Consider the following 25,196-nt stretch of genomic DNA (forward strand, 5'->3'; position numbering starts at 1 on the left):
TCGACGCGGACCGGGCTGGCGAGACGGAGTCTTGGGAGGGACTGGCGGCGCTGGACATCGGAGAGACGGCTGTTTGGTTCCGATTGGAAATGTAATCAGTGCCGGACAAGGCACCGATGTGCGGGCCAAACAAAGGTTTGTTTCCAGCGTCGGAAGCTGCCGACAGGACCGGCCCTGCGGGCAGCGTGCCCAAGCCGGATGTGTCAGAATCCCTCGAACTTCAGCTGAACGAAGCCCTGTTTCCGCCTCGCGGGCCCGGTGTTTCGCTGCCAGTCTGGAGCCCCCTTAGGAAATTTCCATGAGCAGCGAACTGATCAAGCACATCACCGACGCTTCGTTCGAAGCTGACGTTCTGAAGTCCGGCAAGCCCGTCCTGGTGGACTATTGGGCTGAATGGTGCGGCCCCTGCAAGATGATTGCCCCCATCCTGGACGAAACCGCCAAGGAATATGGTGAGCGTCTGCAGATCGCCAAGATGAACGTCGACGAGAACCGCGATGTTCCGGCCAAATTCGGCATCCGCGGCATCCCGACCCTGATGCTGTTCAAGGACGGCCAGCTGGCCGCCACCAAGGTCGGCGCCCTGTCCAAGGCCCAACTGGCCCAATTCCTCGAGAGCCATCTATAATCTCGCCTGTCGCACCGGGGTGAGGCCTGAATTCAGGCCGCCCCGTGGCTGCAAACAGGCTTGAGGCCGCAGCGTCCGGAACCCACCGGTTCCCTGGCACGCCAGATTCACGGCCCCCGCCCCCTCCAACCGTTTCCACGAGCATCGCGTCCTGATGGATCGCGACAAGGCGCTTGCCCTGCGGCAAGCCGGCCCCTGCGAATATCCGTCCAGGTCCGTGTGCCCCTGCCCCCGTGGCGTTCCACCCCAAGGGTGACCCCCGATGCATCTTTCTGAATTGAAGGCGCTTCACGTCTCCGCACTCATCAAGATGGGTGAAGAGTTGGAGATCGACAACGTCGCTCGTCTGCGCAAGCAGGAGCTGATGTTCGCGATCATGAAGAAGCGCGCCAAGGCCGGCGAACAGGTCTTCGGCGACGGCGTGCTGGAAGTGCTGCCCGATGGCTTCGGCTTCCTGCGCTCGATCGACACCAGCTACATGGCGTCGACCGACGACATCTACCTGAGCCCCAGCCAGGTGCGCCGCTTCAACCTGCACACCGGCGACCTGGTGGAAGGCGAGGTGCGCGTGCCCAAGGACGGCGAGCGCTACTTCGCCCTGGTGAAGGTCGACCGTGTCAACGGCCTGAGCCCGGAGGAGAACAAGCACAAGATCATGTTCGAGAACCTGACGCCCCTCTTCCCGAAAGAGGCGTTCAAGCTCGAGCGTGACAACCTCAAGGTCGACGAGAACATCACCGGCCGCATCATCGATCTCATCGCCCCGATCGGCAAAGGCCAGCGCGCGCTGCTGGTGGCCCAGCCCAAGACCGGCAAGACGATGATGATGAAGCACATCGCCCATGCGCTGGTGGCCAACCATCCGGAGATCCACCTGATCGTGCTGCTGGTCGACGAACGGCCCGAGGAAGTGACCGAGATGGTGCGCACCGTGCGCGGCGAGGTCATCAGCTCCACCTTCGACGAACCCGCGGCCCGTCACGTGCAGGTCGCCGAAATGGTGATCGAACGCGCCAAGCGCCTGGTCGAACTGGGCAAGGACGTGGTGATCCTGCTGGACTCCATCACCCGCCTGGCCCGCGCCTACAACAACGTGCTGCCCAGCTCCGGCAAGGTGCTGACCGGCGGTGTGGACGCCAACGCCCTGCAGCGCCCCAAGCGCTTCTTCGGCGCCGCCCGCAACGTGGAGGAAGGCGGCTCGCTGACCATCATCGGCACCGCCCTGATCGACACCGGCTCCAAGATGGACGAGGTGATCTACGAGGAGTTCAAGGGCACCGGCAACTGCGAAATCCACCTGGACCGTCGCATGGCCGAGAAGCGCGTCTACCCGTCCATCCTGATCAACAAGTCGGGCACCCGGCGCGAGGAACTGCTGCTCAAGCCCGAGATCATGCAGAAGACCTGGATCCTGCGGAAGCTGCTCTACAACATGGACGAGATCGAGGCGATGGAATTCGTCCTCGACAAGATGAAGGCCTCCAAGAACAACCTCGACTTCTTCGACATGATGCGTCGGGGCGGCTGATGGGGCCACCGGCCGGCAGCCCAGTGCTGCTGGCACAGCGCAGGATCTCTGCGCTATAATGATCGTTTTTCCGCTGTCGGAAAGTGCGTGGGGCATGGGGCGTCACGTGGCTCCCGGCTCACCAGCGATGAAGGAAGGCGGCAACGCCTGCGAAACGCCATGAAAGAAGGCATCCACCCGAACTACCGCGACGTCTGCTTCGTGGACCTGTCCAACGGTTTCAAGTTCGTGACGCGCTCCTGCGCGCCGACCAAGGAAATGGTCAAGATGGACGACGGCCGTGAACTGCCGCTGTTCAAGCTGGAAACCTCCAGCGAGTCGCACGCGTTCTACACCGGTCAGCAAAAGAGCGTGGATACGCTGGGCGGCCGCGTCGAGAAGTTCCGCAACAAGTTCGCTCACCTCAGCAAGAAGTGATGGCACGGGGCCGCTTGCGGCGGCTCTGTCGTGCGAACACGGAACAAGAAGGCAGCCGATGGCTGCCTTTTTTTCGTCCGTCCGGACCCTGTGGCCGTGGCCTTGTTTGGCATCATTGACCTGTGAATCCACCGACCCCTGCCGTCGTTCCCCAGCGTGCCGTTGAGCGCCTGCCTCGAATCGCCCTGCTGCTGTTCTGCGCAGCCTACCTGCTGCCCGGTCTGTTCGGGCGGGACCCCTGGCGCAATGCCGATCTGACGGCCTACGGCTACATGTGGGGCCTGGCCCGCGGCCAGATGGACTGGTGGGCGCCCTCGCTGGGAGGTCTGCCTCCCGAAACCGCGCTGCTCCCCCACTGGCTTGGCGCCTGGTCGGTTCAGCTCCTGGGCCCCTGGATGGACCCTGCCCTGGCGGCCCGTCTGCCCTTCGCCCTGCTGCTGGCCCTGACCCTGGGCCTGATCTGGTACGCCACCTATCACCTGGCCCGGACCGACGCCGCCCTGCCGCTGCCCTTTGCCTTCGGCGGGGAGGCGGACCCGGTGGGCTATGCACGCACCCTGGCCGACGGCGCACTGCTGGCCACCATCGCCACGCTGGGCCTGCTGCAGCTGGGCCATGAAACCACGCCCGAGCTGATGCAGCTGAGCTTGGTGGCCCTGTTCACCTGGGCCCTGGCGGCCGGGCCCAGCGGCGCCTGGACGGCCCGTCTGGCCGTGATCGTCGCCTTGCCCGCGCTGGCCGTGTCGGGCGCACCGAGCATGGCGCTGTGCATGGGCCTGATCGCGGTGGTGATCAGTCCCCACTCGCGCTATCCCGCCATGCGCCGCATGGTGCCCTGGCTGGTCGCCGGCGTCGCCCTGGGGCTGGCCGCCGCCACGGCCACCCACGCCTGGCACTGGCGCCTCGAGGCCCATCCGAACGCCGGCACCTGGGCTGGCTTCGCGCGCCTGCTGCTGTGGTTCACCTGGCCCACCCTGCCCCTGTCGGCCTGGACGCTCTGGCGCTGGCGCGGCCACTGGACCCAGCGGCACATCAGCATTCCCCTGGGCAGTGTGCTGGTGGGCATGGCGGCGTCTGCCGCCATGGGCGGCTCGGATCGGGCCCTGCTGCTGGCGGTGCCGGGCCTGGCCATCCTGGCGGCATTTTCGCTGCCCACGCTCCAGCGCGGCGCCGGCGCGGCCATCGACTGGTTCTCGGTGTTCTTCTTCAGCCTGACCGCGCTGGTGGTCTGGGTCATCTACAGCTCCATCCAGCTGAACCTGCCCCCCAAACCCCTGCAGCACCTGCAGCGCCTGGCGCCAGGCTTCGAGCCGTCCTTCTCCGCCGTGCATCTGGCTTTTGCGCTGGCCGGCACCCTGGCATGGCTGTGGCTGGTGCGCTGGCGCACCTCGCGGCACCGGCATCCGCTGTGGAAGAGCCTGGTGCTGCCCGCCAGCGGTGTGGCCCTGACCTGGCTGCTCACCATGACCCTGCTGCTGCCGGTGGTCGACTATGCCCGCAGCACTCGCCCCCTGGTCCAGCACATTGCTCGCTTCGTGCCCGCGGGCGAGTGCATCCGCACGCCGGACCTCAGTCCCACCCACTTGGCGGGCCTGGAGGTCTTCGGCGGCTATGGGGTGGATGCGGCACCGCAGCCGCGCCGGAGCTGCCGTTTCCTGCTGACCATGACGCGCACCCCCAGCCTGGCCACCACCCCGGCCGGCTGGACCGAGGTCGCCCGCATCCGCCGCCCCGTGGATGGCCACGAGTATTTCACCCTCTACCGCACCGCACCCTGAGCAGAGCGGCCCGGCACCTGGCGGCGGGGTTCAGGAAGAGACCGGCTCGGCCGGCTGGGCCTGGGGCAGGGTCTGCACCCGGACCGCAGGCAGCACCAACGTGAAGCATGAGCCGCGCCCCAACTCGCTGCTGATGCGCAGTTCACCGCCGTGGCGCTGGGCCACATGCTTGACGATGGACAGGCCGAGGCCGGTGCCACCGGTCTCGCGCGAGCGGCTGCCGTCCACCCGGTAGAAGCGTTCGGCCAGCCGCGGCAGATGTTCCGGCGCGATGCCCGGGCCGCTGTCGTTCACGCGGATCTCCAGTCCGCCATCCACCCGCAGCACGGTGGACACCCGGATGGTGCCCCCCTCCGGGGTGTAGCGGATCGCGTTGTTGACCAGGTTGCCGATGCCGCTCTGCAACTCCACCTCGCTGCCGGCCACTTGCCAGTGCCCCCAGTCGAATTCCATCGGGTGGCGCCCGGCCGACAGGCCGCGGGCTTCGGCTTCGACGGCGGCCCCGACCCGGACCAGCGGCCACCACTGGTCCGTCGGAGGCTTCGGGCTGTCCTCCAGACGGGCCAGAGCCAGCAGATCGCCGACGAGGGACTGCATGCGCCGGGTCTGCTGGGCCATCAGGCCCAGCACCCGCTGGCGTTCCACCTCGGTCAGCGGCAGCGAAGACATGGTCTCGACGAAGCCGGCCAGCACGGTCAGCGGTGTGCGGATCTCGTGCGACACATTGGCCACGAAGTCGCGACGGGTCTTGTCCGCGCGCTCGCGGGCCGTCACATCTTGGGTCAGCAGCAGGCGCTGCCCCTCACCATAGGGACGCACGACGATGGAGATCAGCCCCGTGCCACCCGGCGCGGGGATCTGCACCGACTGTTCGTGGTTGCGGGCGTGTAGGTGGGCCACGAAGGCCGGGGCACGGACCAGGTTGGTGATGCGCTGGCGCAAATCCCGGTGCGCGTCCAAGCCCAGGTGGTCGGCCGCCATCTGGTTGCACCATTCGATCTGCTCCCCTGCGTCGAGCATCAACACCCCGTTGGGCGAGGCCTCGATGCCGCTGAGGAACTGCTGGAGCTGATCCTGCTCGCGTCGGATGTCTCTTTCACGCTTGCGGACGACCCGCTCGGCACGGGCGGAGAGCTCCCCCCAGAAGCCGGCCATCACCGGCGCATCCACGTCCTGGTGGCCGCTGAGCCAGCGCAGCAGCCGCAGGCCGCGCCAGCTGTCGATCAGGCAGATCAGGGCGACGGCCACGCCGGCGCCTCCCACCGCGCCCCACGACGCCCAGGCCGAGTCCGCGAGCAGCCACGCACCCGCCGTGGCCACCGCCATCACCGACAGCAGCGCCAAGAGCACCCTCGGTGCCAACCAGAACATGTTGCCTCCGCCCCGTGCCCGTCGCCGTGACCCTGCCTGTGCCCGGTCCTCAGTGCGAGGAGACCGCCACCTGCTGGGTCAGTCGGTAGCCGGCCCCACGGACCGTCTCGATCATCTGAGCACAGCGCGCGGGCGTCAGCGCCTCGCGCAGGCGCTTCACATGCACATCCACCGTGCGCTCCTCGATGAACACATGGTCACCCCAGACGCGGTCCAGCAACTGAGCGCGGCTGTGCACCCGCTCGGGGTGGGTCATCAGGAAATGCAGGAGACGGAACTCGGTGGGGCCGAGCTTGAGATCCACGCCATTGCGGCTGACCCGGCGGGTCGACGGATCCAGGCGCAGCCCACCCACCTCCACCGCGGAGTCAAGGGCCTCGGGCACCCGGCGGCGCAGCACCGCGCGGATGCGGGCCAGCAGCTCCTGGGTCGAGAAGGGCTTGGTCAGGTAGTCGTCGGCGCCCGCATCCAGCCCGGCCACCTTGTCACTCTCGTCCGCACGGGCCGTGAGCATGATGATGGGCAGTTCCTTGGTACGGGCCTCGCCACGCCAGCGGCGGGCCAGGGCCACGCCGGACTGACCCGGCAGCATCCAGTCCAGCAGCACCAGGTCCGGCAGCACCGCGTCCACGGCCATCTGGGCCTGGTCGGCGTTCTCCGCCAGCGTCACCTCGAAGCCCGCGTGACGCAGGTTGATCGCGATGAGCTCCGCAATCGCCGATTCGTCTTCAACCACCAACACGGCAGGCATCTCGTTCCTTCCGGTCTCAGTTGCGGGTCAGGGCGACGGTCTCCACCGTCTCGACCGGGTTGTGGCGCACGTCGGTGCCCTTGACGATGTAGATGATCTGCTCGGCCAGGTTCTTGGCATGGTCGCCCACACGCTCGATGGCCTTGGCCACGAACACCAGGTCGATGCTGGCCGAGATGGTGCGCGGATCTTCCATCATGTAGGTGATCAGCTTGCGCATCATGCCGTCGAACTCCTGGTCGATCTGGTTGTCGTTCTTGATGACTTCCAGGGCCTGCACCGTGTCCAGCCGGGCGAAGGCGTCCAGGGCCTTGCGCAGCGAGGCGGTGGCCAACGTGGCCTCGAAGGAGACATCCGACACCGGCAGGCGCAGGCGGCTGAAGACGCCGGTGTTGATCAGGCGTTGCACCGTGCGGGCGATGCGGGCGGCCTCGTCGCCCACGCGCTCGAGGTTGCCGATGGTCTTGGAGATGGCGATCAGCAGGCGGAGATCGCGCGCGGTGGGCTGGCGACGGGCGATGATGGCCGACAGGTCGGCGTCGATCTCCACCTCCTGCTGGTTCACGCGCTCTTCCATCGCCAGCACCTGGCTGGCCGTCTCGGCGCTGTAGTTGGTCAGGGCGTAGATGGCCTGGGCCACCTGGGCTTCCACCAGGCCGCCCATTTCGAGCACGCGCGTGGAGACCGCGCTGAGCTCGGCGTCGAACTGGGTCGAGAGATGCTTGTCCGTCATGGTCGTGATCCTCTTGGGAATCCGAAACTGCCCGGTCAGCCGAAGCGGCCGGTGATGTAGTCTTCCGTGTCCTTCTTCTTGGGCTTCATGAAGAGTTCACGGGTGGGGCCGAATTCGACCAGATCGCCCAGGTACATGTAGGCGGTGTAGTCGGACACGCGAGCGGCCTGCTGCATGTTGTGGGTCACGATCACCACGGTGTAGTCGCTCTTGAGCTCGGTGATGAGCTCCTCGACCTTGCCGGTGGAGATCGGGTCCAGCGCCGAGCAGGGCTCGTCCAGCAGCAGCACCTCGGGCTTGATGGCAATGCCGCGGGCGATGCACAGACGCTGCTGCTGGCCGCCGGACAGGCCCGAGCCGCTCTGGCCCAGCTTGTCCTTGACCTCGTTCCACAGCGCGGCCTTCTTCAGGGCCCATTCGACCCGCTCGTCCATCTCGACGCGCGAGAGGTTCTCGAAGAGTTTCACACCGAAGGCGATGTTGTCGTAGATCGACATCGGGAACGGTGTGGGCTTCTGGAAGACCATGCCGACCTTGGCGCGGATCAGCGACACGTCCAGCTTGCTGTCCAGCACGTTCTCGCCGTCCACCAGGATCTCGCCTTCGGCGCGCTGCTCGGGATAGAGCTCGAACATGCGGTTGAAGGTGCGCAGCAGGGTGGACTTGCCGCAGCCCGACGGGCCGATGAAGGCGGTGGCCTTCTTCTCGGGAATGTCGAGGTTGATGTGCTTGAGCGCGTGGAAGCTGCCGTAGTAGAAGTTCAGGTCCCGCACCGAGATCTTGGCCTTCTCGGTCACGCTGGTATCGACTTTTGCGTCCATGACGTCTGCCTGTGAGGGATTACTGTTGCTTGCGGAAGAAGACCCGCGCGATGATGTTGAGCGCCAGCACGCCCATCGTGATCAGGAAGACACCGGCCCAGGCCAGCTTCTGCCAGTTCTCGTAGGGGCTCATGGCGAACTTGAAGATGGTCACCGGCAGGCTGGCCATCGGCTGACCCAGGTTGGAGGTCCAGAACTGGTTGGACAGTGCGGTGAAGAGCAGCGGTGCGGTCTCGCCCGAGATCCGGGCCAGGGCCAACAGCACCCCGGTCACCACACCGGAACGCGCCGAACGCAGGGTGACCGACAGGATCACCTTCCACTTGGGCGTGCCCAGGGCGTAGGCCGACTCACGCAGCGCATGCGGCACCAGGCTCAGCATGTTCTCCGTCGTGCGGATGACCACCGGGATGACGATCAGCGCCAGGGCGATCACGCCAGCCCAGCCCGAGAAGGTCTTCATCGGCGCCACGGCCACCGAATAGACGAACAGGCCAATCACGATGGACGGTGCCGACAGCAGGATGTCGTTGATGAACTGGGTGATGCGGCCCAGCCAGGCGTTCTTGCCGTACTCGGCCAGGTAGATGCCGGCCATCATGCCGATGGGCGTGCCGATCGCCGTGGCCAAGGTCACCATCATCAGAGAACCATAGATGGCGTTGGCCAGACCACCGACATCCGCCTGCGGCGGCGGGGTCATCTCGGTGAAGACCGACAGGGTCAGACCGCCCACGCCGAGGCGGAAGGTCTCCCAGAGGATCCACAGCAGCCAGAACACACCGAAGGCCATGGCCCCCAGCGAGAGCGTCAGCGCGACGGCATTGACGCGCTTGCGGCGGTTGTGCAGGCGCATGCGGCCCGCGTCGAGTGCAGCCAGACTCACGAGCGGCTCCCTTCGTTCTTCTTGAGGCGCATCAGCAGCAGCTTGGACAGGGCCAGCACCACGAAGGTGATGAAGAACAGCACCAGGCCGAGGTAGATCAGCGAAGCCTGGTGCAGGCCTTCGCCGGCCTCGGCGAATTCGTTGGCCAACGCGGACGTGATGCTGTTGCCCGGCTCGAACAGCGAGATCGACGACAGCTGGTTCATGTTGCCGATCACGAAGGTGACGGCCATGGTCTCGCCCAGCGCCCGGCCCAGGCCCAGCATGATGCCGCCGATGACCCCGGTCTTGGTGTAGGGAAGCACCACCTTGGACACCACCTCCCAGGTGGTCGAACCCAGGCCATAGGCCGATTCCTTGAGCATGGGCGGCGTCACCTCGAACACATCCCGCATCACCGAGGCGATGAAGGGAATGATCATGATGGCCAGGATGATGCCGGCCGACAGCATGCCCAGGCCCACGGGCGGTCCGGAAAACAACGTGCCCAGCACCGGCACGCCGCCGAAGACGTTCTGCAGCGGCTGCTGCACCCAGGTGGCCAGCAGCGGGCCGAAGACCAGCAGGCCCCACATGCCGTACACGATGGACGGCACCGCGGCCAGCAGTTCAACGGCCACCCCCAGCGGGCGCTTGAGCCACTGGGGCGAAAGTTCGGTCAGGAACAGCGCGATGCCGAAACTCACGGGCACCGCGATCAGCAGCGCGATGAACGAGGTCATCAGCGTGCCGTAGATCATCACCAGGCCGCCGTACTGATCCCCGACCGGATCCCACTCGGATCGCCAGAGAAACGACAGGCCGTACTCGCGGATGGCGGGCATGGCGCCGGCCACCAGTGACAACAGGATGCCCAGCAGCAGGGCCAGGGTCAGCCAGGCCGCGCCCAGCGCCGCCATCGCAAACAGGCGATCCGCCCAGGGAACGCGGACACGCCGCGGTGCCGGCTTGCCGGCAGGAGAAATCTTGGCCATCACACCATCATCGGAGAGGGGATTGGCAGGCATCGTAGCAGTCACGTTCACAGCTCCGTGGATGCGCGCAAGCGCCGGACTGCCAGGAGGCAGCCGGCACTTGCTGGCAGGGGCAGCCCTGATTACTTGACGGTCACAACCTTGCCGGCGCCGTCCTTGATGTTGGCCCACTCCTTGTGGATCAGGCCCTTGACGGAGTCAGGCATCGGCACGTAGTCCAGATCGGCGGCCATCTTGTCGCCGTTGGCGTAGGACCAGTCGAAGAACTTCAGGGCAGCAGCAGCCTGCTCGGGCTTGGCTTGCACCTTGTGCATCAGGATGAAGGTGGCGCCGGAGATGGGCCAAGATTCCTTGCCCGGCTGCTCGGTCAGCACTTGGTAGAAGGACTTGTCCCAGGCGGCGCCGGCGGCGGCAGCCTTGAAGGTCGTGTCGTCCGGCTGCACGAACTGACCATCCTTGTTCTTCAGCGCAGCATGGGTCATCTTGTTCTGCTTGGCGTAGGCGTACTCGACGTAGCCGATCGAGTTCTGCAGGCGCAGCACGTAGGACGACACGCCCTCGTTGCCCTTGCCGCCCACACCGGCCGGCCAGTTCACGGCGGTGCCGTCACCGACCTTTTCCTTCCACTCAGCGCTGACCTTGGACAGGTAGTTGGTGAACAGGAAGGTGGTGCCCGAGCCGTCGGCACGGTGGACCACGGCGATCTGGGCGTCGGGCAGCTTCACACCGGCGTTCAGGCCGGCGATGGCGGGGTCATTCCACTTGGTGACCTTGCCCAGGAAGATGTCCGCCAGCACGGTGCCGGTCAACTTCAGTTGACCCGGCTTCAGGCCGGCGATGTTGACGACCGGCACCACACCACCCATCACGGTGGGGAACTGCAGCAGACCGTCCTTGGCCAATTCATCGTCCTTCAGCGGCATGTCAGAGGCGCCGAAGTCCACCGTCTTGGCCTTGATCTGCTTGATGCCGGCACCCGACCCCACCGATTGGTAGTTGATGCGAGCGCCCGTGGCCTTGTTGTAGGCATCGGCCCACTTGGCGTACACCGGAGCCGGGAAGGAAGCACCAGCGCCAGTCACGTCTTGAGCCGAGGCGGCCGTGGCCACCACCAGCGCCGCACCCGCCAGGGTGAAGCGAACGAAAGAAGAAACCATGAGACAAACCTTTCGTCAGTGAAACTGGAGGTATCTCCAGCCGTGCGTGCACTGTAAAAAGGCTTTGTGACACGTTCGTGACGCATGACAGCACAGCCATTGCCGCCACAAGGTTGTCACATTGATGTCATTTATCGATGATTTTCTCAATCAAGACAACAACTTAGCATTCCCCACGGGCAGCCGCAGCCAAGGTCTCCGCGGCATGGCGGGCCTGTGACTCTTCCCGTGCCTCGACCATCACCCGCAGCACCGGTTCGGTGCCCGAGGCCCGGATCAGCACCCGCCCCAGGCGCCCCAACTCGGCCGTGACCTGCCGGGTGAGCTCGCTCAAGCGGGCATTCTGGCGCCAGTCCTCCCCCTCCTTCAGGCGCACATTGATCATCACCTGCGGATACAGCGTCACCCCCTCCAGCAGTGCCCGCAGGCCGCGCCCGCTGCGCTGGGTGGCCTGGAGCACCTGCAGGGCACTGACGATGCCATCGCCCGTGCTGTGACGGTCCAGCGCCAGCAGATGGCCGGAACTCTCGCCGCCCAGCAACCAGTGGCGGGCGGCCAGCTCCTCCAGCACGTAACGGTCACCCACCTTGGCCCGCACCAGTTCGATGCCCTGCTCTGCCAGGGCCACCTCGACTGCCATGTTGGTCATCAGCGTGCCGACCACGCCCGGCACGGCCTCACCCTGGGCCTTGCGGTCCATGGCCATGACGTAGAGCAGTTCGTCGCCGTTGAAGAGCCGCCCCTCGTTGTCCACCAGTTGCAGGCGGTCGGCGTCGCCGTCCAGTGCAATGCCGTAATTGGCACCCTGCTCCTTCACGGCAGCCACCAGCGCCGCGGGCGAAGTCGCCCCCACGCCGGCGTTGATGTTCATGCCGTTGGGAGTCACCCCGATCGAGGTCACCTCGCCCCCCAACTCGTGGAACACCGCCGGCGCCACCTGGTAGGCGGCGCCATGGGCAGCATCGATGACGAATTTGAGGCCCTTGAGATTCAGTTCCCCACTGACCGTGCTCTTGCAGAACTCGACGTAGCGCCCCTGCGCATCGTCCAGCCGGCGCGCCCGGCCCAAGCGGGCCGAGTCCACCCAGGCCGGGGGCTCTTCCAGAGCCTGCTCCACCGATTCTTCCCAGGCGTCGGGCAGTTTCTCCCCCTTGGCACTGAAGAACTTGATGCCGTTGTCGGGAAAGGCGTTGTGCGAGGCGCTGATCACCACTCCCAGGTCCAGCCGCAGGGCCCGGGTGAGGTAAGCCACCCCCGGCGTGGGCAGGGGGCCGGTCAGCAACACGTTGACCCCCGCCGAGGCGAAACCGGCTTCCAGGGCCGACTCCAGCATGTAACCCGAAATGCGGGTGTCCTTGCCGATCAGGACCGTCGGGCGCCGGCCCTTGGCCGTGCGCTGCAGGACCTGTCCCACCGCATGCCCCAGCCGGAGGGCGAAGTCCGGCGTGATCGGGAACTGGCCCACGGTGCCACGGATGCCATCGGTGCCGAAATACTGTCGTGCCATATCGGTTCGTCGTTGTCTTTGTCCAAATCTCAGACGGCTTTGCACAGGCCCGCGGCCTGCCACACCTTGAGGGCATCCACCGTGGCCGCCACGTCGTGCACGCGCACGATGCGTGCGCCCAGGGTCACGGCCGCCAGAGCGGCAGCCACGCTGGCGGCCTGGCGCTGGTGCACCGGACGGCCGGTGAGTTGCCCCAGCGTGCGCTTGCGTGACCAGCCCGCCAGCAGGGGCCGCCCCAGCGCCAGCAGACGCCGCTGCTCGCGCAGCAAGGTGAGGTTGTGTTCGTCCGTCTTGCCAAAGCCGTAGCCCGGGTCCAGCACCACCCGCTCTGCCGCCACCCCGGCAGCGACCAGATCGGCCAGCCGTCGTGCCAGGTCTGCCTGCACCTCGACCGTGACATCCGCATAGTGGGGCGCCTGTTGCATGGTGGCGGGTTCGCCCTGGCGGTGCATCAGACAGACCCCTGCCTGCGGCGTCTGCCGAACCGCGTCCAGCGCCCCCGGCCGGTCCAGCGAGCGCACATCGTTGATGATGTCGGCACCGGCGGCCAGCACCTCGGCCATCACTTCCGGCTGGCTGGTGTCGACCGAGACCGGCACTCCCAGGCCCACGGCGTGACGCACCACGGGCAACACCCGGGCCAGCTCCTCCCGCCAATCGGGGGCCACCGAGCCCGGTCGGGTCGACTCGCCCCCGATGTCCAGGATGTCCACACCCTCGGCCACCAGGGCGTCACACCGTGCGCAAGCGTCTTCCGGTCGGTAGAACTGGCCGCCATCGGAAAAAGAGTCCGGGGTGGCGTTGACGATGCCCATCACATGGGGACGGGTGAGATCGATGCGAAAGCGGGCGGTCTGCCAGAACATGACGGAGCAGAAACAGGCAACGGGGCCCGCAGGCCCCGTTGGTGGTGAAAGGATTCGGCCTCAGGCCGCGGCAGGCGCACCGTCGGTGTTGACCGGCGGCGTCGGGCCGCTGCCCGTCTTGTTGCTGCTCGAGGTCCAGTCCTTGGGCGGACGCGGCGGCTTGCCGGACATGATGTCCTCGATCTGCTCGGCGTCGATGGTCTCCCAGTCCAGCAGCGCCTTGGCCATTGCGTGCATCTTGTCCTGGTTGTCCTCGATCAGCTTGCGGGCGGTGGCGTACTGCTCGTCGATGATGCGGCGGATCACCGAATCCACCTTGCGCATGGTCTCTTCGGACATGCTGGTGGTCTTGGTCACCGAACGGCCCAGGAAGACCTCGCCCTCGTTCTCGGCGTAGACCATGGGTCCCAGCTCGTCGGTCATGCCGTAGCGGGTCACCATGTCGCGGGCGATCTGGGTGGCGCGCTCGAAGTCGTTGCTGGCGCCGGTGGTCATCTGGTTCATGAAGACCTCTTCGGCGATCCGGCCCCCGAACAGCACCGAGATGGTCGAGAGCATGCGCTCCTTGTCCATGCTGTAGCGGTCGCCTTCGGGCAGCTGCATCGTCACGCCCAGGGCGCGGCCGCGGGGAATGACCGTGACCTTGTGCACCGGGTCGGTCTTGGGCAGCAGGCGCGCCACCAGGGCGTGACCGGCCTCGTGGTAGGCGGTGTTGCGGCGCTCTTCCTCGGGCATGACCATGGACTTCCGCTCGGGACCCATCATGATCTTGTCCTTGGCCTTCTCGAAGTCGACCATCTCGACCACGCGGCCGTTGCGGCGCGCGGCGAACAGGGCGGCCTCGTTGACCAGGTTGGCCAGATCTGCACCCGAGAACCCCGGGGTGCCGCGGGCCAGGATGTCGGCCCGGATGTCCTGCCCGACCGGCACCTTGCGCATGTGCACGTTCAGGATCTGCTCGCGACCCCGCACGTCCGGCAGGGTCACATAGACCTGGCGGTCGAAGCGGCCCGGACGCAGCAGCGCGGGGTCGAGGATGTCCGGCCGGTTGGTGGCCGCCATCACGATCACGCCCAGATTGGTCTCGAAGCCGTCCATCTCGACCAGCATCTGGTTGAGGGTCTGCTCGCGCTCGTCATTGCCGCCGCCCAGGCCGGCACCACGGTGGCGGCCCACGGCGTCGATTTCGTCGACGAAGATGATGCAGGGGGCGCTCTTCTTGGCCTGCTCGAACATGTCGCGCACGCGGGCCGCGCCCACGCCGACGAACATTTCCACGAAGTCAGAGCCCGAGATGCTGAAGAACGGCACCTTGGCCTCACCGGCGATCGCCTTGGCCAGCAGGGTCTTGCCGGTGCCCGGGGGGCCGACCAGCAGCACGCCGCGGGGGATGCGGCCACCCAGCTTCTGGAACTTCTGCGGGTCTTTCAGGAAGTCGACCAGTTCCTTGACCTCTTCCTTGGCCTCGTCACAGCCGGCCACGTCGGCGAAGGTGGTGGAGTTGTTGGCCTCGTCCAGCATGCGGGCCTTGGACTTGCCGAAGCTGAAGGCCCCGCCCTTGCCACCACCCTGCATCTGGCGCATGAAGTAGATCCAGACGCCGATCAGCAGCAGCATCGGGCCCCAGGAGACCAGCAGGCTGGTCAGCAGCGAGGGCTCTTCGCGAGGACGGACGTCGAACTTCACGCCGTTGTTGATCAGGTCACCGGTCAGGCCGCGGTCCAGCAGGGTGCCGGTGGTGCGGATCTTGTTGCCGTCGGTCGTGACAGCGGTGATGTCGATGCTGCCCATCCCGTCCTGGATGGTCACGCTCTTGATGTTCTTGTCACGGACTTCCTGCAGGAATTCCGAGTAGCCGACCTGCTGCCCCTGAACGGTGGCACGGTCGAACTGCTTGAACACGGTGAAAAGCACCAGGGCGATCACCAACCAGACGGCGATCTTGGAAATCCATTGATTGTTCACCGCGGCTCCTTCAGAAAATCCATTGCACGCTGCCGCCCGTCATGTCGTCCGGCACGGTTCTCTCACCGTAGATGGGGTCGATTCTAGTCCGTTCAAGAGCCTGACCCTCTTGACCAAAGGCCATCCTCCGTGCTTATTCGACAGAGCAAAACCCTCGGGTACCCACTCAAGTGCGTTTCAGACCCAAGCCCACCAGAAAGGTTTCGGCCGATTTGTCGCGGGACGACTTGGGCTTGTGCGCCTTGACCACACGAAACGTCTGGCGGAACAACTGCACCAAGGGATCGTACCCCCCACCGTGAAACACCTTGGCCACCAGGGCTCCTTCGGGGCGCAGATGCTGGCGGGCGAAATCGACCGCCAGTTCGACCAGATGCTCGATGCGGGCCGCATCGGCACTGGCGATGCCCGAGAGGTTGGGGGCCATGTCCGAGACAACCAAGTCCACCGGGCGCCCGGCCAGGGCGTCTTCCAGCTGCTTCAGGACCTGGTCCTCGCGAAAGTCACCCTGGATGAAGGTCACGCCCTCGATCGGCTCGAAATCCAGCAGGTCCAGCGCGATGATGGTGCCGTCCAGTTCGCCCACCGCCGCCCCCCCGGCCCCGGCGTGCTTGGGGGCAAAACGGCGGCGCAGGTACTGGCTCCAGGCCCCTGGCGCCGCCCCCAGGTCCACCACCACCTGGCCCGGCCGCACCAGATGAAAGGCCTCATCCAGTTCCTTGAGCTTGTAGGCGGCCCGGGCCCGGAAGCCCTCCTTCTGTGCCAGGCGCACATAGGGATCCGTGACATGGTCATGCAGCCAGGCCTTGTTGACCTTCTTGCTCTTGGTTTGTGTCTTCATGTTGAAGGGATAATACGAGGATGCCTGCGATTCAACTGACGCCCGCGGACCGCAAGGAAAAGCGCGGCGAAGCCCATCACCTCGACCCGGTCGTCATGATCGGTGCCGACGGACTCACCCCTGCCATCGTCAAGGAAACCGATGCCGCCCTGAAGGCCCACGGCCTGATCAAGGTGCGGGTCTTTTCCGACGATCGCACGGCCCGCGAAGCCATGCTGACCCAGCTGGCCGAGGAACTCAATGCCGCCCCCGTGCAGCACATCGGCAAGCTGCTGGTGCTGTGGCGGCCGCTGCCGGTCAAGCAGGCCGCGGAACGCGAGGACCGCATGCCCGGCCCCCGCACGGTCAAGCTGGTCAGCTTCCCGAAGAATGGCACCGGTCGCCCGACCATCAAGAAGGTCCAGGTGTTCGGCAACGAACGCGTGACCGCCGGGGGCAGCATCAAGCGGGTGAAGAAGCGCACCGTCAGCAGCAAGAAGCGCGCACAGAGCCAGGACTGATCTCTGGATTGAGAACCGCGAGGGGCCTGTCGGCCCCTTTTTCATGCCTGAACTCAGCGCTGGGGGGCCAACGACCCGACACGCCAGGCCATGACCAGCACCAGCAGGATCTTCAGCCCGAACAGGCCGAAGCTCAGCCCGTGCAGCTGACCGAAGCTCAGCGCACCCTGCCCCTGCCGGGCCAGTTCCATCATCGGCTGCAGCACGTAATAGCCCAGCACCGTGCAGGCCAGCGTGCCCAGCGCCAGCCCCATGTCCAGGCTGAACTGGCTGCCCAGCCCCCGCACCGCCCGGGCCAGGGCGCTGCGGCGGGCCGCCAGCAGCAGCACCATGCCCAGCAGCAGGCTCAACGGGGCCTCACGGGCAAAGATGTGCCCCACCACCTGCCCGGCGGCCGCCTTGTCCAGCACCGCAAAGGGCGCCGGGGTGGCCAGCCCGGCCACGCACAGCAGCACACCCGCCCACAGGGCCGGCAGCAGGGCCAGGATGCGGGCCACCGGCGTCACAGGTAGCGGACCCCGACGATCTCGTAATGGCGCACGCCGCCCGGGGCATGCACCTCGGCGACGTCACCGGCTTCCTTGCCGATCAGGGCACGGGCGATGGGCGAGCTGATCGAGATCAGGCCCAGCTTCAGATCGGCCTCGTCGTCACCGACGATCTGGTAGGTGACGGCGGCACCGGAGTCCTCATCCTCCAGGTCCACGGTCGAGCCGAACACGACCCGCCCGCCCGCGTCCAGCGACGAGGGGTCGATGACCTGGGCGGCCGCCAACTTGCCCTCGATCTCGAGGATGCGGCCTTCGATGAAGCCTTGCTTGTCCTTGGCGGCCTCGTACTCGGCGTTTTCGGACAGGTCGCCTTGCGCACGGGCTTCGGCAATGGCCTGGATCACGGCCTGGCGCTCGACGGTCTTGAGCCGCTGAAGCTCTTCCTTGAGCTTCTCCGCGCCGCGCTTGGTCAGGGGAATGGTAGCCATCCTGGCACTCCTTGGCAGACAAAACGAATCCGCCGCGGCGCGGGCCAGGAGGCAACGCGCGAGCGGCGGATTACTGAGGGGAAATTCTAGACCACAACCCGCCCGGGCCCGGGCGGGTTTGTCACAGGCTGGCTCAGGCCAGCTTGGCGTGCAGTTCCTGCAGCGACAGCACCTGCAGGTCGCTGCCGTGCTTCAGGGCCTCGGTGGCAGCCTCGCAGCCGGCCATGGTGGTGTAGTAGGTCACCCGGTTGGCCAGCGCCGCGGTGCGGATGTAGCGGGAATCCGCGATCGCGGTGCGGGTTTCGTCGACGGTGGTGAACACCAGCTGGATCTCGCCGGCCTTGATCATGTCGGCGATGTGCGGCCGGCCGTCCTTGACCTTGTTGACCACCTTGACCGGCACCCCGGCCGCGGCGATGGCGGCGGCCGTGCCCTTGGTCGCCACCACGTTGAAGCCCAGGTCGACCAGCTCGCTGGCGATCTTCACCGACCGGTCCTTGTCGTTGTTCTTCACGGTGATCACCACGGTGCCCTTGCTGGGCAGGCGGCTGCCGGCGCCCAGCTGGCTCTTGAGCATGGCTTCACCGAAGGTGTAGGCCACGCCCATCACCTCACCGGTGGAGCGCATCTCAGGCCCCAGGATGGGGTCTACGCCCGGGAACTTGTTGAAGGGGAAGACAGCTTCCTTGACGCTGAAGTACGGCGGCACGACCTCGCGCGGCGGCTCGCCGTTCAGGCCCTTCTGGTCCGGCAGCTTCTGGCCGGCCATGCAGCGCGCGGCGATCTTGGCCAGTTGCTGGCCGGTGGCCTTGGAGACGAAGGGCACCGTGCGCGAGGCGCGCGGGTTCACTTCCAGCACGTAGACCACGGCCTCGCCGCTGTTCACGTCGCCCTGGATGGCGAACTGCACGTTCATCAGGCCGATCACCTTCAGGGCCTTGGCCATCGCGGCGGTCTGGCGGCGCAGCTCGTCCTGCAGAGCCGCCGGCAGCGAGTACGGGGGCAGCGAACAGGCCGAGTCCCCCGAGTGGACGCCCGCCTGTTCGATGTGCTCCATGATGCCGCCGATCATGACGGACTCGCCGTCGGAGATGCAGTCGACATCGACCTCGATCGCATCGTCCAGGAAGCGGTCCAGCAGCACGGGGGACTTTTCGGACACCCGCACGGCCTCGCGCATGTAGCGCTCCAGGTCCTTGTCGCCGTGGACGATTTCCATCGCCCGGCCGCCCAGCACATAGGAGGGGCGCACCACCAGCGGGTAGCCGATCTCCTTGGCCAGCAGCAGCGCGGCCTCTTCGGTGCGCGCGGTGCGGTTGGGCGGCTGCTTCAGGCCCAGGGTGTGCAGCAACTGCTGGAAGCGCTCGCGGTCCTCGGCCACGTCGATGGAATCGGGCGAGGTGCCGATGATGGGCACGCCGGCGCGCTCCAGGTCCAGCGCCAGCTTCAGCGGAGTCTGGCCGCCGTACTGCACGATCACGCCGGTCGGCTGCTCCTTGTCGACGATCTCCAGCACGTCTTCCAGCGTGACCGGTTCGAAGTACAGGCGGTCGGAGGTGTCGTAGTCGGTCGAGACGGTTTCCGGGTTGCAGTTGACCATGATGGTCTCGTACCCGTCCTCGCGCATCGCCAGCGCCGCATGTACGCAGCAGTAATCGAACTCGATGCCCTGACCGATCCGGTTCGGGCCGCCTCCCAGCACCATGATCTTCTTCTTGGTGGAAGGATTGGCCTCGCACTCCTCGTCATAGGTGGAGTACATGTAGGCCGTCTGCGTGGCGAATTCGCCGGCGCAGGTGTCCACCCGCTTGTAGACCGGGCGCACACCCAGCGCGTGGCGCTTGGCCCGCACCTCGTGCTGGTGCGTGCCCAGCAGCTTGGCCAGGCGCTTGTCGGAGAAGCCCTTCTTCTTCAGGAAGAACATCTCGTCGCGGCTCAGGCTGTCCAGCACGCGGCCGTCCAGGGCCTTCTCGGCCTGGATGATCTGCTCGATCTGGGCCAGGAACCAGGGGTCGATCGCGGTCTCTTCGTGGATCTCGTCCAGGGTCATGCCCAGGCGGAAGGCGTCACCCACGAACAGGATGCGCTCGGGACCGGGCTCGCCGATCTCCTCGACGATCTCCTCGCGGTCGGTGGAACGCTCGGTCAGGCCGTCGATGCCGGTCTCCAGACCCCGCAGCGCCTTCTGGAACGACTCCTGGAACGTGCGGCCCATGGCCATCACCTCGCCCACCGACTTCATCTGGGTGGTCAGGTGGGGGTCGGCCGCCGGGAACTTCTCGAAGGCGAAACGCGGGATCTTGGTGACCACGTAGTCGATCGAGGGTTCGAACGAGGCCGGGGTGATGCCGCCGGTGATGTCGTTCTTCAGCTCGTCCAGGGTGTAGCCCACCGCCAGCTTGGCGGCGATCTTGGCGATCGGGAAGCCGGTGGCCTTGGAGGCCAGGGCCGACGAACGCGACACGCGCGGGTTCATCTCGATCACGATCATCCGGCCGTTGTTCGGATTGATCGAGAACTGCACGTTGGAACCGCCGGTGTCCACGCCGATCTCGCGCAGGATGGCGATCGAGGCGTTGCGCAGCAGCTGGTATTCCTTGTCGGTCAGCGTCTGGGCCGGCGCGACGGTGATGGAGTCACCGGTGTGCACGCCCATCGGGTCCAGGTTCTCGATGGAGCAGACGATGATGCAGTTGTCCGCCTTGTCGCGGACGACCTCCATCTCGTACTCCTTCCAGCCGATCAGCGATTCCTCGATCAGCAGCTCGTTGGTCGGCGAGAGGTCGATGCCGCGCTTGCAGATCTCCTCGAACTCTTCCGGGTTGTAGGCGATGCCACCGCCGGTGCCGCCCAGCGTGAAGCTGGGGCGGATCACCATCGGGAAGCCGGTGCCGCCGACCTCGGCCTGGATGCGCTTCTGCACCGCCCAGGCCTCTTCCAGGGTGTGCGCGATGCCCGACTTGGCCGAATCCAGGCCGATCTTGGTCATCGCGTTCTTGAACTTCTGGCGGTCCTCGGCCTTTTCGATGGCGTGCTCGTTGGCACCGATCATCTCGACCTTGTACTTGTCCAGCACGCCATGCTTGTGCAGGTCCAGCGCGCAGTTCAGCGCCGTCTGGCCGCCCATGGTCGGCAGGATGGCGTCGGGCCGCTCCTTGGCGATGATCTTCTCGACCACCTGCCAGGTGATGGGCTCGATGTAGGTGACGTCGGCCGTGGCCGGGTCGGTCATGATGGTCGCCGGGTTGCTGTTGACCAGGATGACCTTGTAGCCCTCCTCACGCAGGGCCTTGCAGGCCTGGGCGCCCGAGTAGTCGAACTCGCAGGCCTGGCCGATGATGATCGGGCCGGCGCCGATGATGAGGATGCTCTTGAGATCTGTACGTTTTGGCATGGCTTGTCAGGTCGGGTCGGGCCTCAACCGAGGCTGGCGGTGGCGAGCTTGGCGCCAAAGCCGAGGAACAGGGTGCCCACGCTGCCGCGGGTGAGGCTGGCGACGCGGCGATGCGAACGGAAGGCTGCCGCCAGGCGGGCACCGACCAGGATGAGCGCCGTCAGGTAGAGGACGCTGAAGAATTGCAGGATCACGCCCAGCGCCAGGAAGGTCAGGGCCTGGTGCGGGTAGGCGGGATCGACGAACTGCAGGAAGAAGGACAGGTAGAACAGGATGGCCTTGGGGTTGAGCAGGCTGATGACCAGGGCGCGGCTGAAGGGGTGGTCGGGCTGGGCAGCCTCGTCCTCCGCGTCTGCCTTCGGCCGCAACGCGGAAACCAGCAACTGCAGCCCGATCCAGCACAGATAGGCGGCACCGACCGACTTGATGACCCAGAACAGGGTCGGCGCGGCCTTCAGCAAGGTGGCCGCCCCGGCGATGGTCAGGCCCATCAGCACCCAATCGCCCAGGAACACGCCCGCCGCGCCGGCAGCCCCCGCGCGCACGCCGCGCCGGGTGGCCACGGACAGCACATAGAGCGAATTCGGCCCCGGCAGCAGCACGATGAAGATCACGCCGAGCACGTAGGTCAGGGGGTCGGTGATGCCGAACATGGTCGTCTGTCCTGACACCCCGGGCCGCGTGGCGGCCGGGAGCGCACTCTCCTTAGGCGGTCTTCTGCTCCATCAGGCCGATGAAGCGGTCGAACAGGTAGCCGATGTCATGCGGCCCGGGCGAGGCCTCCGGGTGGCCCTGGAAGCAGAACGCGGGCTTGTCGGTGCGGGCCAGGCCCTGCAGCGTGCCGTCAAACAGGCTCACATGGGTGGGGCGCAGGTTCGCGGGCAGCGAGTCGGCATCCACCGCGAAGCCGTGGTTCTGACTGGTGATCGACACGCGGCCGCTGTCCAGGTCCTTGACCGGATGGTTGGCGCCGTGGTGGCCGAACTTCATCTTGAAGGTCTTGGCCCCGGAGGCCAGGGCCATGATCTGGTGACCCAGGCAGATGCCGAAAGTGGGCACGCCAGACTCGATCAGTTCGCGGGCTGCGGCGATGGCGTAGTCGCAGGGTTCCGGATCGCCGGGGCCGTTGGACAGGAAGACGCCGTCGGGCTGGTGCTTGAGCACCTCGGCGGCCGGCGTCTGGGCCGGCACCACGGTGACACGGCAGCCGCGCTCGGCCAGCATGCGCAGGATGTTGCGCTTGACACCGAAGTCATAGGCCACCACGTGGAAGCGCGGCTGGGTCTGGGTGCCGTAGCCGGGCTTGCCATCCTCGCCCGCCAGGCGCCACTCGGTCTCGGTCCACTCGAAAGGCGCGGTGGCGCTCACCACCTTGGCCAGATCCTGACCAGCCATGCTGGGCGCGGCCTTGGCGCGGGCGATGGCCTCGTCGATGTCGGCCTGGGAGACCGCATGACCGGCCGCAAAGGTCATGATGCAGCCGTTCTGGGCACCGGTGGTGCGCAGCACGCGGGTCAGACGGCGGGTGTCGATGTCGGCGATGGCCACCGTGCCCTCGGCAGCCAGATACTCCGGCAGCGAGCGCGTGGCGCGGAAGTTGGACAGTCGGACCGGGAGGTCCTTGATGATCAGGCCAGCGGCATGGACTTTGGGCGCCTCGATATCCTCGTCGTTGACGCCGTAGTTGCCGATGTGCGGATACGTGAGGGTCACGATCTGCCGGCAATAGCTCGGGTCGGTGAGAATTTCCTGGTAGCCGGTGATCGCGGTGTTGAACACCACCTCACCCACTGTGTGACCGGCTGCGCCGATCGAGGTGCCGGAAAAGACCGTGCCGTCTGCGAGTGCAAGGATTGCGGGGGGCAGGACGGGCAGCAAGGGAACACTCCGGTTTTCGCGCACCCAGCCCGTGACCTGAACCGCACGACGGGCCCTCCGAGGTCCGGAGAACACGGGTGCCGGGCTCGGCGAGGACAGATCGGAAACGGAGTTTCGCTGGGTGGCTTTGTTTTAGGGTAAACCTGTCTATTGTAGCCCATCCCCCTCGTTCAGGGGAGCAAGCCACCTCCGAGACACCGGGAATCAGGCACAAAAAAAAGGGCGCGAGAAACCTCGCGCCCCTTGCCTTGTGCTCTGCAAGCCCGCTCCATCGCTGGAGCGGGCGCAGGTTCACCAGCCGATGTCCTGCAGCAGCGGCAGGGTCAGGTCCTTGGGCGGCGTCACCCGGTAGACCGGCAGGTCGCTGTTGATCGCGGGCTCCATCAGCAGGTTGCGGAAGGCGATGGTGTCATAGTGAGACACCGACGAGCCGGACTGATAGGGGTTGGGCGTGTACAGCAGCGCGCGACCCTGGGCATCGGCGCCTGCATACTGGTCCTTGTTGACATGCAGGATGCCCTTGACGTTGTCGCTCAGCCGCATGTCGCCCATCAGGACCGCCTTCAGCTTGGCGCCATCGTCCAGGGTGATGCGCACCGAGGGGATGGTGATGGAGGCATCCGTGCCGCTCATGCCGGCCGGCGGCCCGCCAGCGGTGTTGTCCGCCACGATCACCCCCACGGCACCGGCGTCCTGGGCGTTCTTCACCTTGATGGTGAAGGCGCAGGAACCGCGATCCACCAGCGCGATGCGCCCCGCCACCAGGGTGGCGTTGTCACCCGTCAGCGGATTGCAGGCCAGACCCGTCTTGCCATCCGCCTGATCGATCACCCGGCCGATGGGCGCCTTCACACGGGTGGCCAGCGTGGGCCCGAAGCTTGCCGCCCCCACCAGATAGGCGCCGACAAGGTCCGGGTTCTCGGTGGACTTCACCAGCAGCTCGGGGGTCCCCTTCTTGAGCACTTCGGGCACGGCCGCCGTCACATTGGCTCCCACCCAGACCAGATTGCGGGCGTTGATGGCAGACGCCTTCCGCTCGGCATCGGTCATCTCCAGCCAGGTCTTGCCGGTGGTGTTGTCATACATCCACCGTTCCCATTGCGCCGGATAGGCATTCACGCCATCGCTGATGCGCGCCCCGCTGCTGCCGCTGGTCAGCGCCTGGAAGCCCAGACCATGCCCCACCTCGTGCATCAGCACGACGGCGAAGTTGATGGTGTTGGCGGGCGCGTTGCCGTCCAGACCCAGGTAGAAGCTGGTGCCATCCAGGCACCCGGTCTGACCGAGATTGACGTTGAAGTGGGAGTTGATCTCGGGTTCGGTGCCTTCGTCCAGATCCGCGCCCGCCAAGGTGTTGGCCAGTGCGGCGGAGTACCAGGTGCCCGGGTAGGGGGCGTTCGGAAAATCGCGCCAGACGCTGTTGGCACCGGCCGAGCCCAGCGTGGCGCTGGTGGCCGTGCAACTCAGCGCCGGCCAGTCGGCATTGATCAGGATGTCCGGCCCGCCTTCGGGCAGGTGCTTGGCCCACTTCTTGGCCACGTTGAGATAGACGTTCATGCGCTGCGCGCCCAACGTCGTTCCCTCGTTGCCGCCCACCGGCGCCACCGGCGTCGCGTCATTGAAACCCACACCCGGCGGGTCCGCATTGACGATCTTGATCTTGACGGCCTGCGCGCTGAAGGCGCAGCCCAGGCTCAGGCCCAGCAGGGCCAGTGCACGCTTGTGCTTGAACGACTTATTCAACGTCTGCCTCCCGCTGCTGCGCCTGGCTCGTCGGCATGGCCATCGGGGCTTCATCGCCCTCGACACACTCTTCGACCAGATGCCCCCGCGCATCCTTGGCCACCCGCATGCTCGAGAGGTGCTCGGCCCCCAGGGTCACGCCCCTGGCGGCTGGCGCCCTCAGCGAGCGCAGCGATTTGCCACCCGCAGCGCGCAGGGCCGCCGTCCCCACCGGGGTCGCGCCCAGCACCTTGGCCTCATCGGGCGTCACGGCACGCCACTGACCCGTGACCGGATCCTTGGCCACCCGCATGCCCTCGGCCTCCCCCTGGGCGGCAGCCGCTGCGCAAAGCACCAGCAGGCAAGCCGCCAGCAAGGGCTTGCGCACCGCCAACAATTGAACTGACGTTCAGACTCCTCCTTGTAACGACAGCGTCACCGGACCAGTCTAGGAGCCGCCCTGAGCGGCCTCAATGCCATCCCCCTTTGGTTTCGCGCTC

The 25,196-nt window shown here is 66.3% G+C and carries 23 protein-coding genes; 5 read left to right on the forward strand and 18 right to left on the reverse strand.

Annotation, left to right across the window (positions count from 1 at the left end):
• Nucleotides 1-298: 298 nt before the first annotated feature.
• The 4 genes from trxA (at nucleotide 299) to LRM40_RS12250 (ending at nucleotide 4,351) form a co-directional block, all read left to right on the forward strand.
• Complete coding sequence (gene trxA, locus LRM40_RS12235; protein ID WP_151123554.1) at nucleotides 299-628, forward strand: thioredoxin TrxA; 330 nt, start codon at nucleotides 299-301, stop codon at nucleotides 626-628.
• A 262-nt stretch (nucleotides 629-890) separates the two neighbouring features.
• A complete protein-coding gene (gene rho / locus LRM40_RS12240) occupies nucleotides 891-2,156 on the forward strand; it encodes a transcription termination factor Rho (protein WP_151123553.1) in 1,266 nt (421 codons plus the stop codon).
• Between the two features lie 159 nt (nucleotides 2,157-2,315).
• Entirely contained in the window at nucleotides 2,316-2,573 is a 258-nt protein-coding gene (locus LRM40_RS12245; RefSeq protein ID WP_151123552.1) for a type B 50S ribosomal protein L31, read from the forward strand.
• 122 nt (nucleotides 2,574-2,695) lie between these two features.
• Complete coding sequence (locus LRM40_RS12250; protein WP_151123551.1) at nucleotides 2,696-4,351, forward strand: hypothetical protein; 1,656 nt, start codon at nucleotides 2,696-2,698, stop codon at nucleotides 4,349-4,351.
• Between the two features lie 30 nt (nucleotides 4,352-4,381).
• On the opposite strand, the gene phoR is transcribed toward LRM40_RS12250, so the two are convergent.
• The 11 genes from phoR to LRM40_RS12305 form a co-directional block, all read right to left on the reverse strand.
• Complete coding sequence (gene phoR, locus LRM40_RS12255) at nucleotides 4,382-5,722, reverse strand: phosphate regulon sensor histidine kinase PhoR (protein ID WP_151123550.1); 1,341 nt, start codon at nucleotides 5,720-5,722, stop codon at nucleotides 4,382-4,384.
• 49 nt (nucleotides 5,723-5,771) lie between these two features.
• Nucleotides 5,772-6,473, reverse strand: coding sequence for a phosphate regulon transcriptional regulator PhoB (gene phoB, locus LRM40_RS12260; RefSeq protein ID WP_022980798.1), 702 nt, complete (start codon nucleotides 6,471-6,473; stop codon nucleotides 5,772-5,774).
• A 16-nt stretch (nucleotides 6,474-6,489) separates the two neighbouring features.
• Nucleotides 6,490-7,206, reverse strand: a complete 717-nt coding sequence (gene phoU / locus LRM40_RS12265; protein WP_151123549.1) for a phosphate signaling complex protein PhoU — start codon at nucleotides 7,204-7,206, stop codon at nucleotides 6,490-6,492.
• 35 nt (nucleotides 7,207-7,241) lie between these two features.
• Nucleotides 7,242-8,027, reverse strand: a complete 786-nt coding sequence (gene pstB / locus LRM40_RS12270) for a phosphate ABC transporter ATP-binding protein PstB (protein ID WP_022980800.1) — start codon at nucleotides 8,025-8,027, stop codon at nucleotides 7,242-7,244.
• A 19-nt stretch (nucleotides 8,028-8,046) separates the two neighbouring features.
• A complete protein-coding gene (pstA, locus tag LRM40_RS12275) occupies nucleotides 8,047-8,913 on the reverse strand; it encodes a phosphate ABC transporter permease PstA (protein ID WP_151123548.1) in 867 nt (288 codons plus the stop codon).
• Nucleotides 8,910-9,887: a phosphate ABC transporter permease PstC gene (gene pstC / locus LRM40_RS12280; protein WP_211372961.1), complete on the reverse strand. Its 978-nt coding sequence runs from the start codon at nucleotides 9,885-9,887 to the stop codon at nucleotides 8,910-8,912. The genes pstA and pstC overlap by 4 nt, the downstream gene beginning before the upstream one ends.
• A 122-nt stretch (nucleotides 9,888-10,009) precedes the next feature.
• A complete protein-coding gene (gene pstS / locus LRM40_RS12285) occupies nucleotides 10,010-11,044 on the reverse strand; it encodes a phosphate ABC transporter substrate-binding protein PstS (protein ID WP_151123546.1) in 1,035 nt (344 codons plus the stop codon).
• A 163-nt stretch (nucleotides 11,045-11,207) separates the two neighbouring features.
• Nucleotides 11,208-12,551 carry a phosphoglucosamine mutase gene (gene glmM / locus LRM40_RS12290; RefSeq protein ID WP_151123545.1) on the reverse strand — a complete coding sequence of 448 codons (1,344 nt, stop codon included), beginning with the start codon at nucleotides 12,549-12,551 and terminating at the stop codon, nucleotides 11,208-11,210.
• A 29-nt stretch (nucleotides 12,552-12,580) separates the two neighbouring features.
• Nucleotides 12,581-13,417 carry a dihydropteroate synthase gene (folP, locus tag LRM40_RS12295; protein ID WP_151123544.1) on the reverse strand — a complete coding sequence of 279 codons (837 nt, stop codon included), beginning with the start codon at nucleotides 13,415-13,417 and terminating at the stop codon, nucleotides 12,581-12,583.
• A 60-nt stretch (nucleotides 13,418-13,477) separates the two neighbouring features.
• Nucleotides 13,478-15,382: an ATP-dependent zinc metalloprotease FtsH gene (ftsH, locus tag LRM40_RS12300; protein ID WP_151123543.1), complete on the reverse strand. Its 1,905-nt coding sequence runs from the start codon at nucleotides 15,380-15,382 to the stop codon at nucleotides 13,478-13,480.
• A 166-nt stretch (nucleotides 15,383-15,548) separates the two neighbouring features.
• Complete coding sequence (locus LRM40_RS12305; protein WP_151123542.1) at nucleotides 15,549-16,223, reverse strand: RlmE family RNA methyltransferase; 675 nt, start codon at nucleotides 16,221-16,223, stop codon at nucleotides 15,549-15,551.
• Between the two features lie 20 nt (nucleotides 16,224-16,243).
• Here LRM40_RS12305 and LRM40_RS12310 point away from each other — a divergent pair, with 20 nt between their 5' ends.
• Nucleotides 16,244-16,723, forward strand: coding sequence for a YhbY family RNA-binding protein (locus tag LRM40_RS12310; protein WP_151123541.1), 480 nt, complete (start codon nucleotides 16,244-16,246; stop codon nucleotides 16,721-16,723).
• A gap of 53 nt (nucleotides 16,724-16,776) precedes the next feature.
• On the opposite strand, the gene LRM40_RS12315 is transcribed toward LRM40_RS12310, so the two are convergent.
• The 7 genes from LRM40_RS12315 to LRM40_RS12345 all read right to left on the reverse strand — a co-directional run bounded on the left by LRM40_RS12315 (nucleotide 16,777) and on the right by LRM40_RS12345 (nucleotide 25,084).
• Nucleotides 16,777-17,220 (reverse strand): DUF4149 domain-containing protein, encoded by a 444-nt coding sequence (locus tag LRM40_RS12315; protein ID WP_231067528.1) that lies wholly within the window; start codon nucleotides 17,218-17,220, stop codon nucleotides 16,777-16,779.
• Between the two features lie 5 nt (nucleotides 17,221-17,225).
• The gene (gene greA / locus LRM40_RS12320; RefSeq protein ID WP_022980810.1) at nucleotides 17,226-17,702 is read right to left on the reverse strand and encodes a transcription elongation factor GreA; all 477 of its coding nucleotides are present in this window, start codon (nucleotides 17,700-17,702) and stop codon (nucleotides 17,226-17,228) included.
• Between the two features lie 133 nt (nucleotides 17,703-17,835).
• Nucleotides 17,836-21,096 carry a carbamoyl-phosphate synthase large subunit gene (gene carB, locus LRM40_RS12325; RefSeq protein ID WP_151123540.1) on the reverse strand — a complete coding sequence of 1,087 codons (3,261 nt, stop codon included), beginning with the start codon at nucleotides 21,094-21,096 and terminating at the stop codon, nucleotides 17,836-17,838.
• A gap of 23 nt (nucleotides 21,097-21,119) precedes the next feature.
• The gene (gene leuE, locus LRM40_RS12330) at nucleotides 21,120-21,749 is read right to left on the reverse strand and encodes a leucine efflux protein LeuE (protein ID WP_151123539.1); all 630 of its coding nucleotides are present in this window, start codon (nucleotides 21,747-21,749) and stop codon (nucleotides 21,120-21,122) included.
• 52 nt (nucleotides 21,750-21,801) lie between these two features.
• The gene (gene carA / locus LRM40_RS12335; protein WP_151123538.1) at nucleotides 21,802-22,974 is read right to left on the reverse strand and encodes a glutamine-hydrolyzing carbamoyl-phosphate synthase small subunit; all 1,173 of its coding nucleotides are present in this window, start codon (nucleotides 22,972-22,974) and stop codon (nucleotides 21,802-21,804) included.
• A gap of 291 nt (nucleotides 22,975-23,265) precedes the next feature.
• On the reverse strand, nucleotides 23,266-24,717 hold the full coding sequence (locus tag LRM40_RS12340; protein ID WP_231067529.1) for a PA domain-containing protein: 1,452 nt from the start codon (nucleotides 24,715-24,717) through the stop codon (nucleotides 23,266-23,268).
• Nucleotides 24,710-25,084, reverse strand: a complete 375-nt coding sequence (locus LRM40_RS12345; protein ID WP_151123536.1) for a post-PEP-CTERM-1 domain-containing protein — start codon at nucleotides 25,082-25,084, stop codon at nucleotides 24,710-24,712. The genes LRM40_RS12340 and LRM40_RS12345 overlap by 8 nt, the downstream gene beginning before the upstream one ends.
• Nucleotides 25,085-25,196 lie beyond the last annotated feature (112 nt).

The organism is Ideonella dechloratans (assembly GCF_021049305.1).
Lineage (GTDB): Bacteria > Pseudomonadota > Gammaproteobacteria > Burkholderiales > Burkholderiaceae_C > Ideonella > Ideonella dechloratans.

Excerpts from the sequence above, each read along its gene's own strand:
- phoB (WP_022980798.1), bottom strand. The coding sequence starts at position 6,473 with ATGCCTGCCGTGTTGGTGGTTGAAGACGAATCGGCGATTGCGGAGCTC.
- greA (WP_022980810.1), bottom strand. The coding sequence starts at position 17,702 with ATGGCTACCATTCCCCTGACCAAGCGCGGCGCGGAGAAGCTCAAGGAA.
- LRM40_RS12310 (WP_151123541.1), top strand. The coding sequence starts at position 16,244 with ATGCCTGCGATTCAACTGACGCCCGCGGACCGCAAGGAAAAGCGCGGC.
- LRM40_RS12245 (WP_151123552.1), top strand. The coding sequence starts at position 2,316 with ATGAAAGAAGGCATCCACCCGAACTACCGCGACGTCTGCTTCGTGGAC.
- pstB (WP_022980800.1), bottom strand. The coding sequence starts at position 8,027 with ATGGACGCAAAAGTCGATACCAGCGTGACCGAGAAGGCCAAGATCTCG.
- carB (WP_151123540.1), bottom strand. The coding sequence starts at position 21,096 with ATGCCAAAACGTACAGATCTCAAGAGCATCCTCATCATCGGCGCCGGC.
- phoU (WP_151123549.1), bottom strand. The coding sequence starts at position 7,206 with ATGACGGACAAGCATCTCTCGACCCAGTTCGACGCCGAGCTCAGCGCG.
- glmM (WP_151123545.1), bottom strand. The coding sequence starts at position 12,551 with ATGGCACGACAGTATTTCGGCACCGATGGCATCCGTGGCACCGTGGGC.
- trxA (WP_151123554.1), top strand. The coding sequence starts at position 299 with ATGAGCAGCGAACTGATCAAGCACATCACCGACGCTTCGTTCGAAGCT.
- folP (WP_151123544.1), bottom strand. The coding sequence starts at position 13,417 with ATGTTCTGGCAGACCGCCCGCTTTCGCATCGATCTCACCCGTCCCCAT.
- LRM40_RS12305 (WP_151123542.1), bottom strand. The coding sequence starts at position 16,223 with ATGAAGACACAAACCAAGAGCAAGAAGGTCAACAAGGCCTGGCTGCAT.
- pstS (WP_151123546.1), bottom strand. The coding sequence starts at position 11,044 with ATGGTTTCTTCTTTCGTTCGCTTCACCCTGGCGGGTGCGGCGCTGGTG.
- rho (WP_151123553.1), top strand. The coding sequence starts at position 891 with ATGCATCTTTCTGAATTGAAGGCGCTTCACGTCTCCGCACTCATCAAG.
- phoR (WP_151123550.1), bottom strand. The coding sequence starts at position 5,722 with ATGTTCTGGTTGGCACCGAGGGTGCTCTTGGCGCTGCTGTCGGTGATG.
- pstC (WP_211372961.1), bottom strand. The coding sequence starts at position 9,887 with ATGGCCAAGATTTCTCCTGCCGGCAAGCCGGCACCGCGGCGTGTCCGC.
- leuE (WP_151123539.1), bottom strand. The coding sequence starts at position 21,749 with ATGTTCGGCATCACCGACCCCCTGACCTACGTGCTCGGCGTGATCTTC.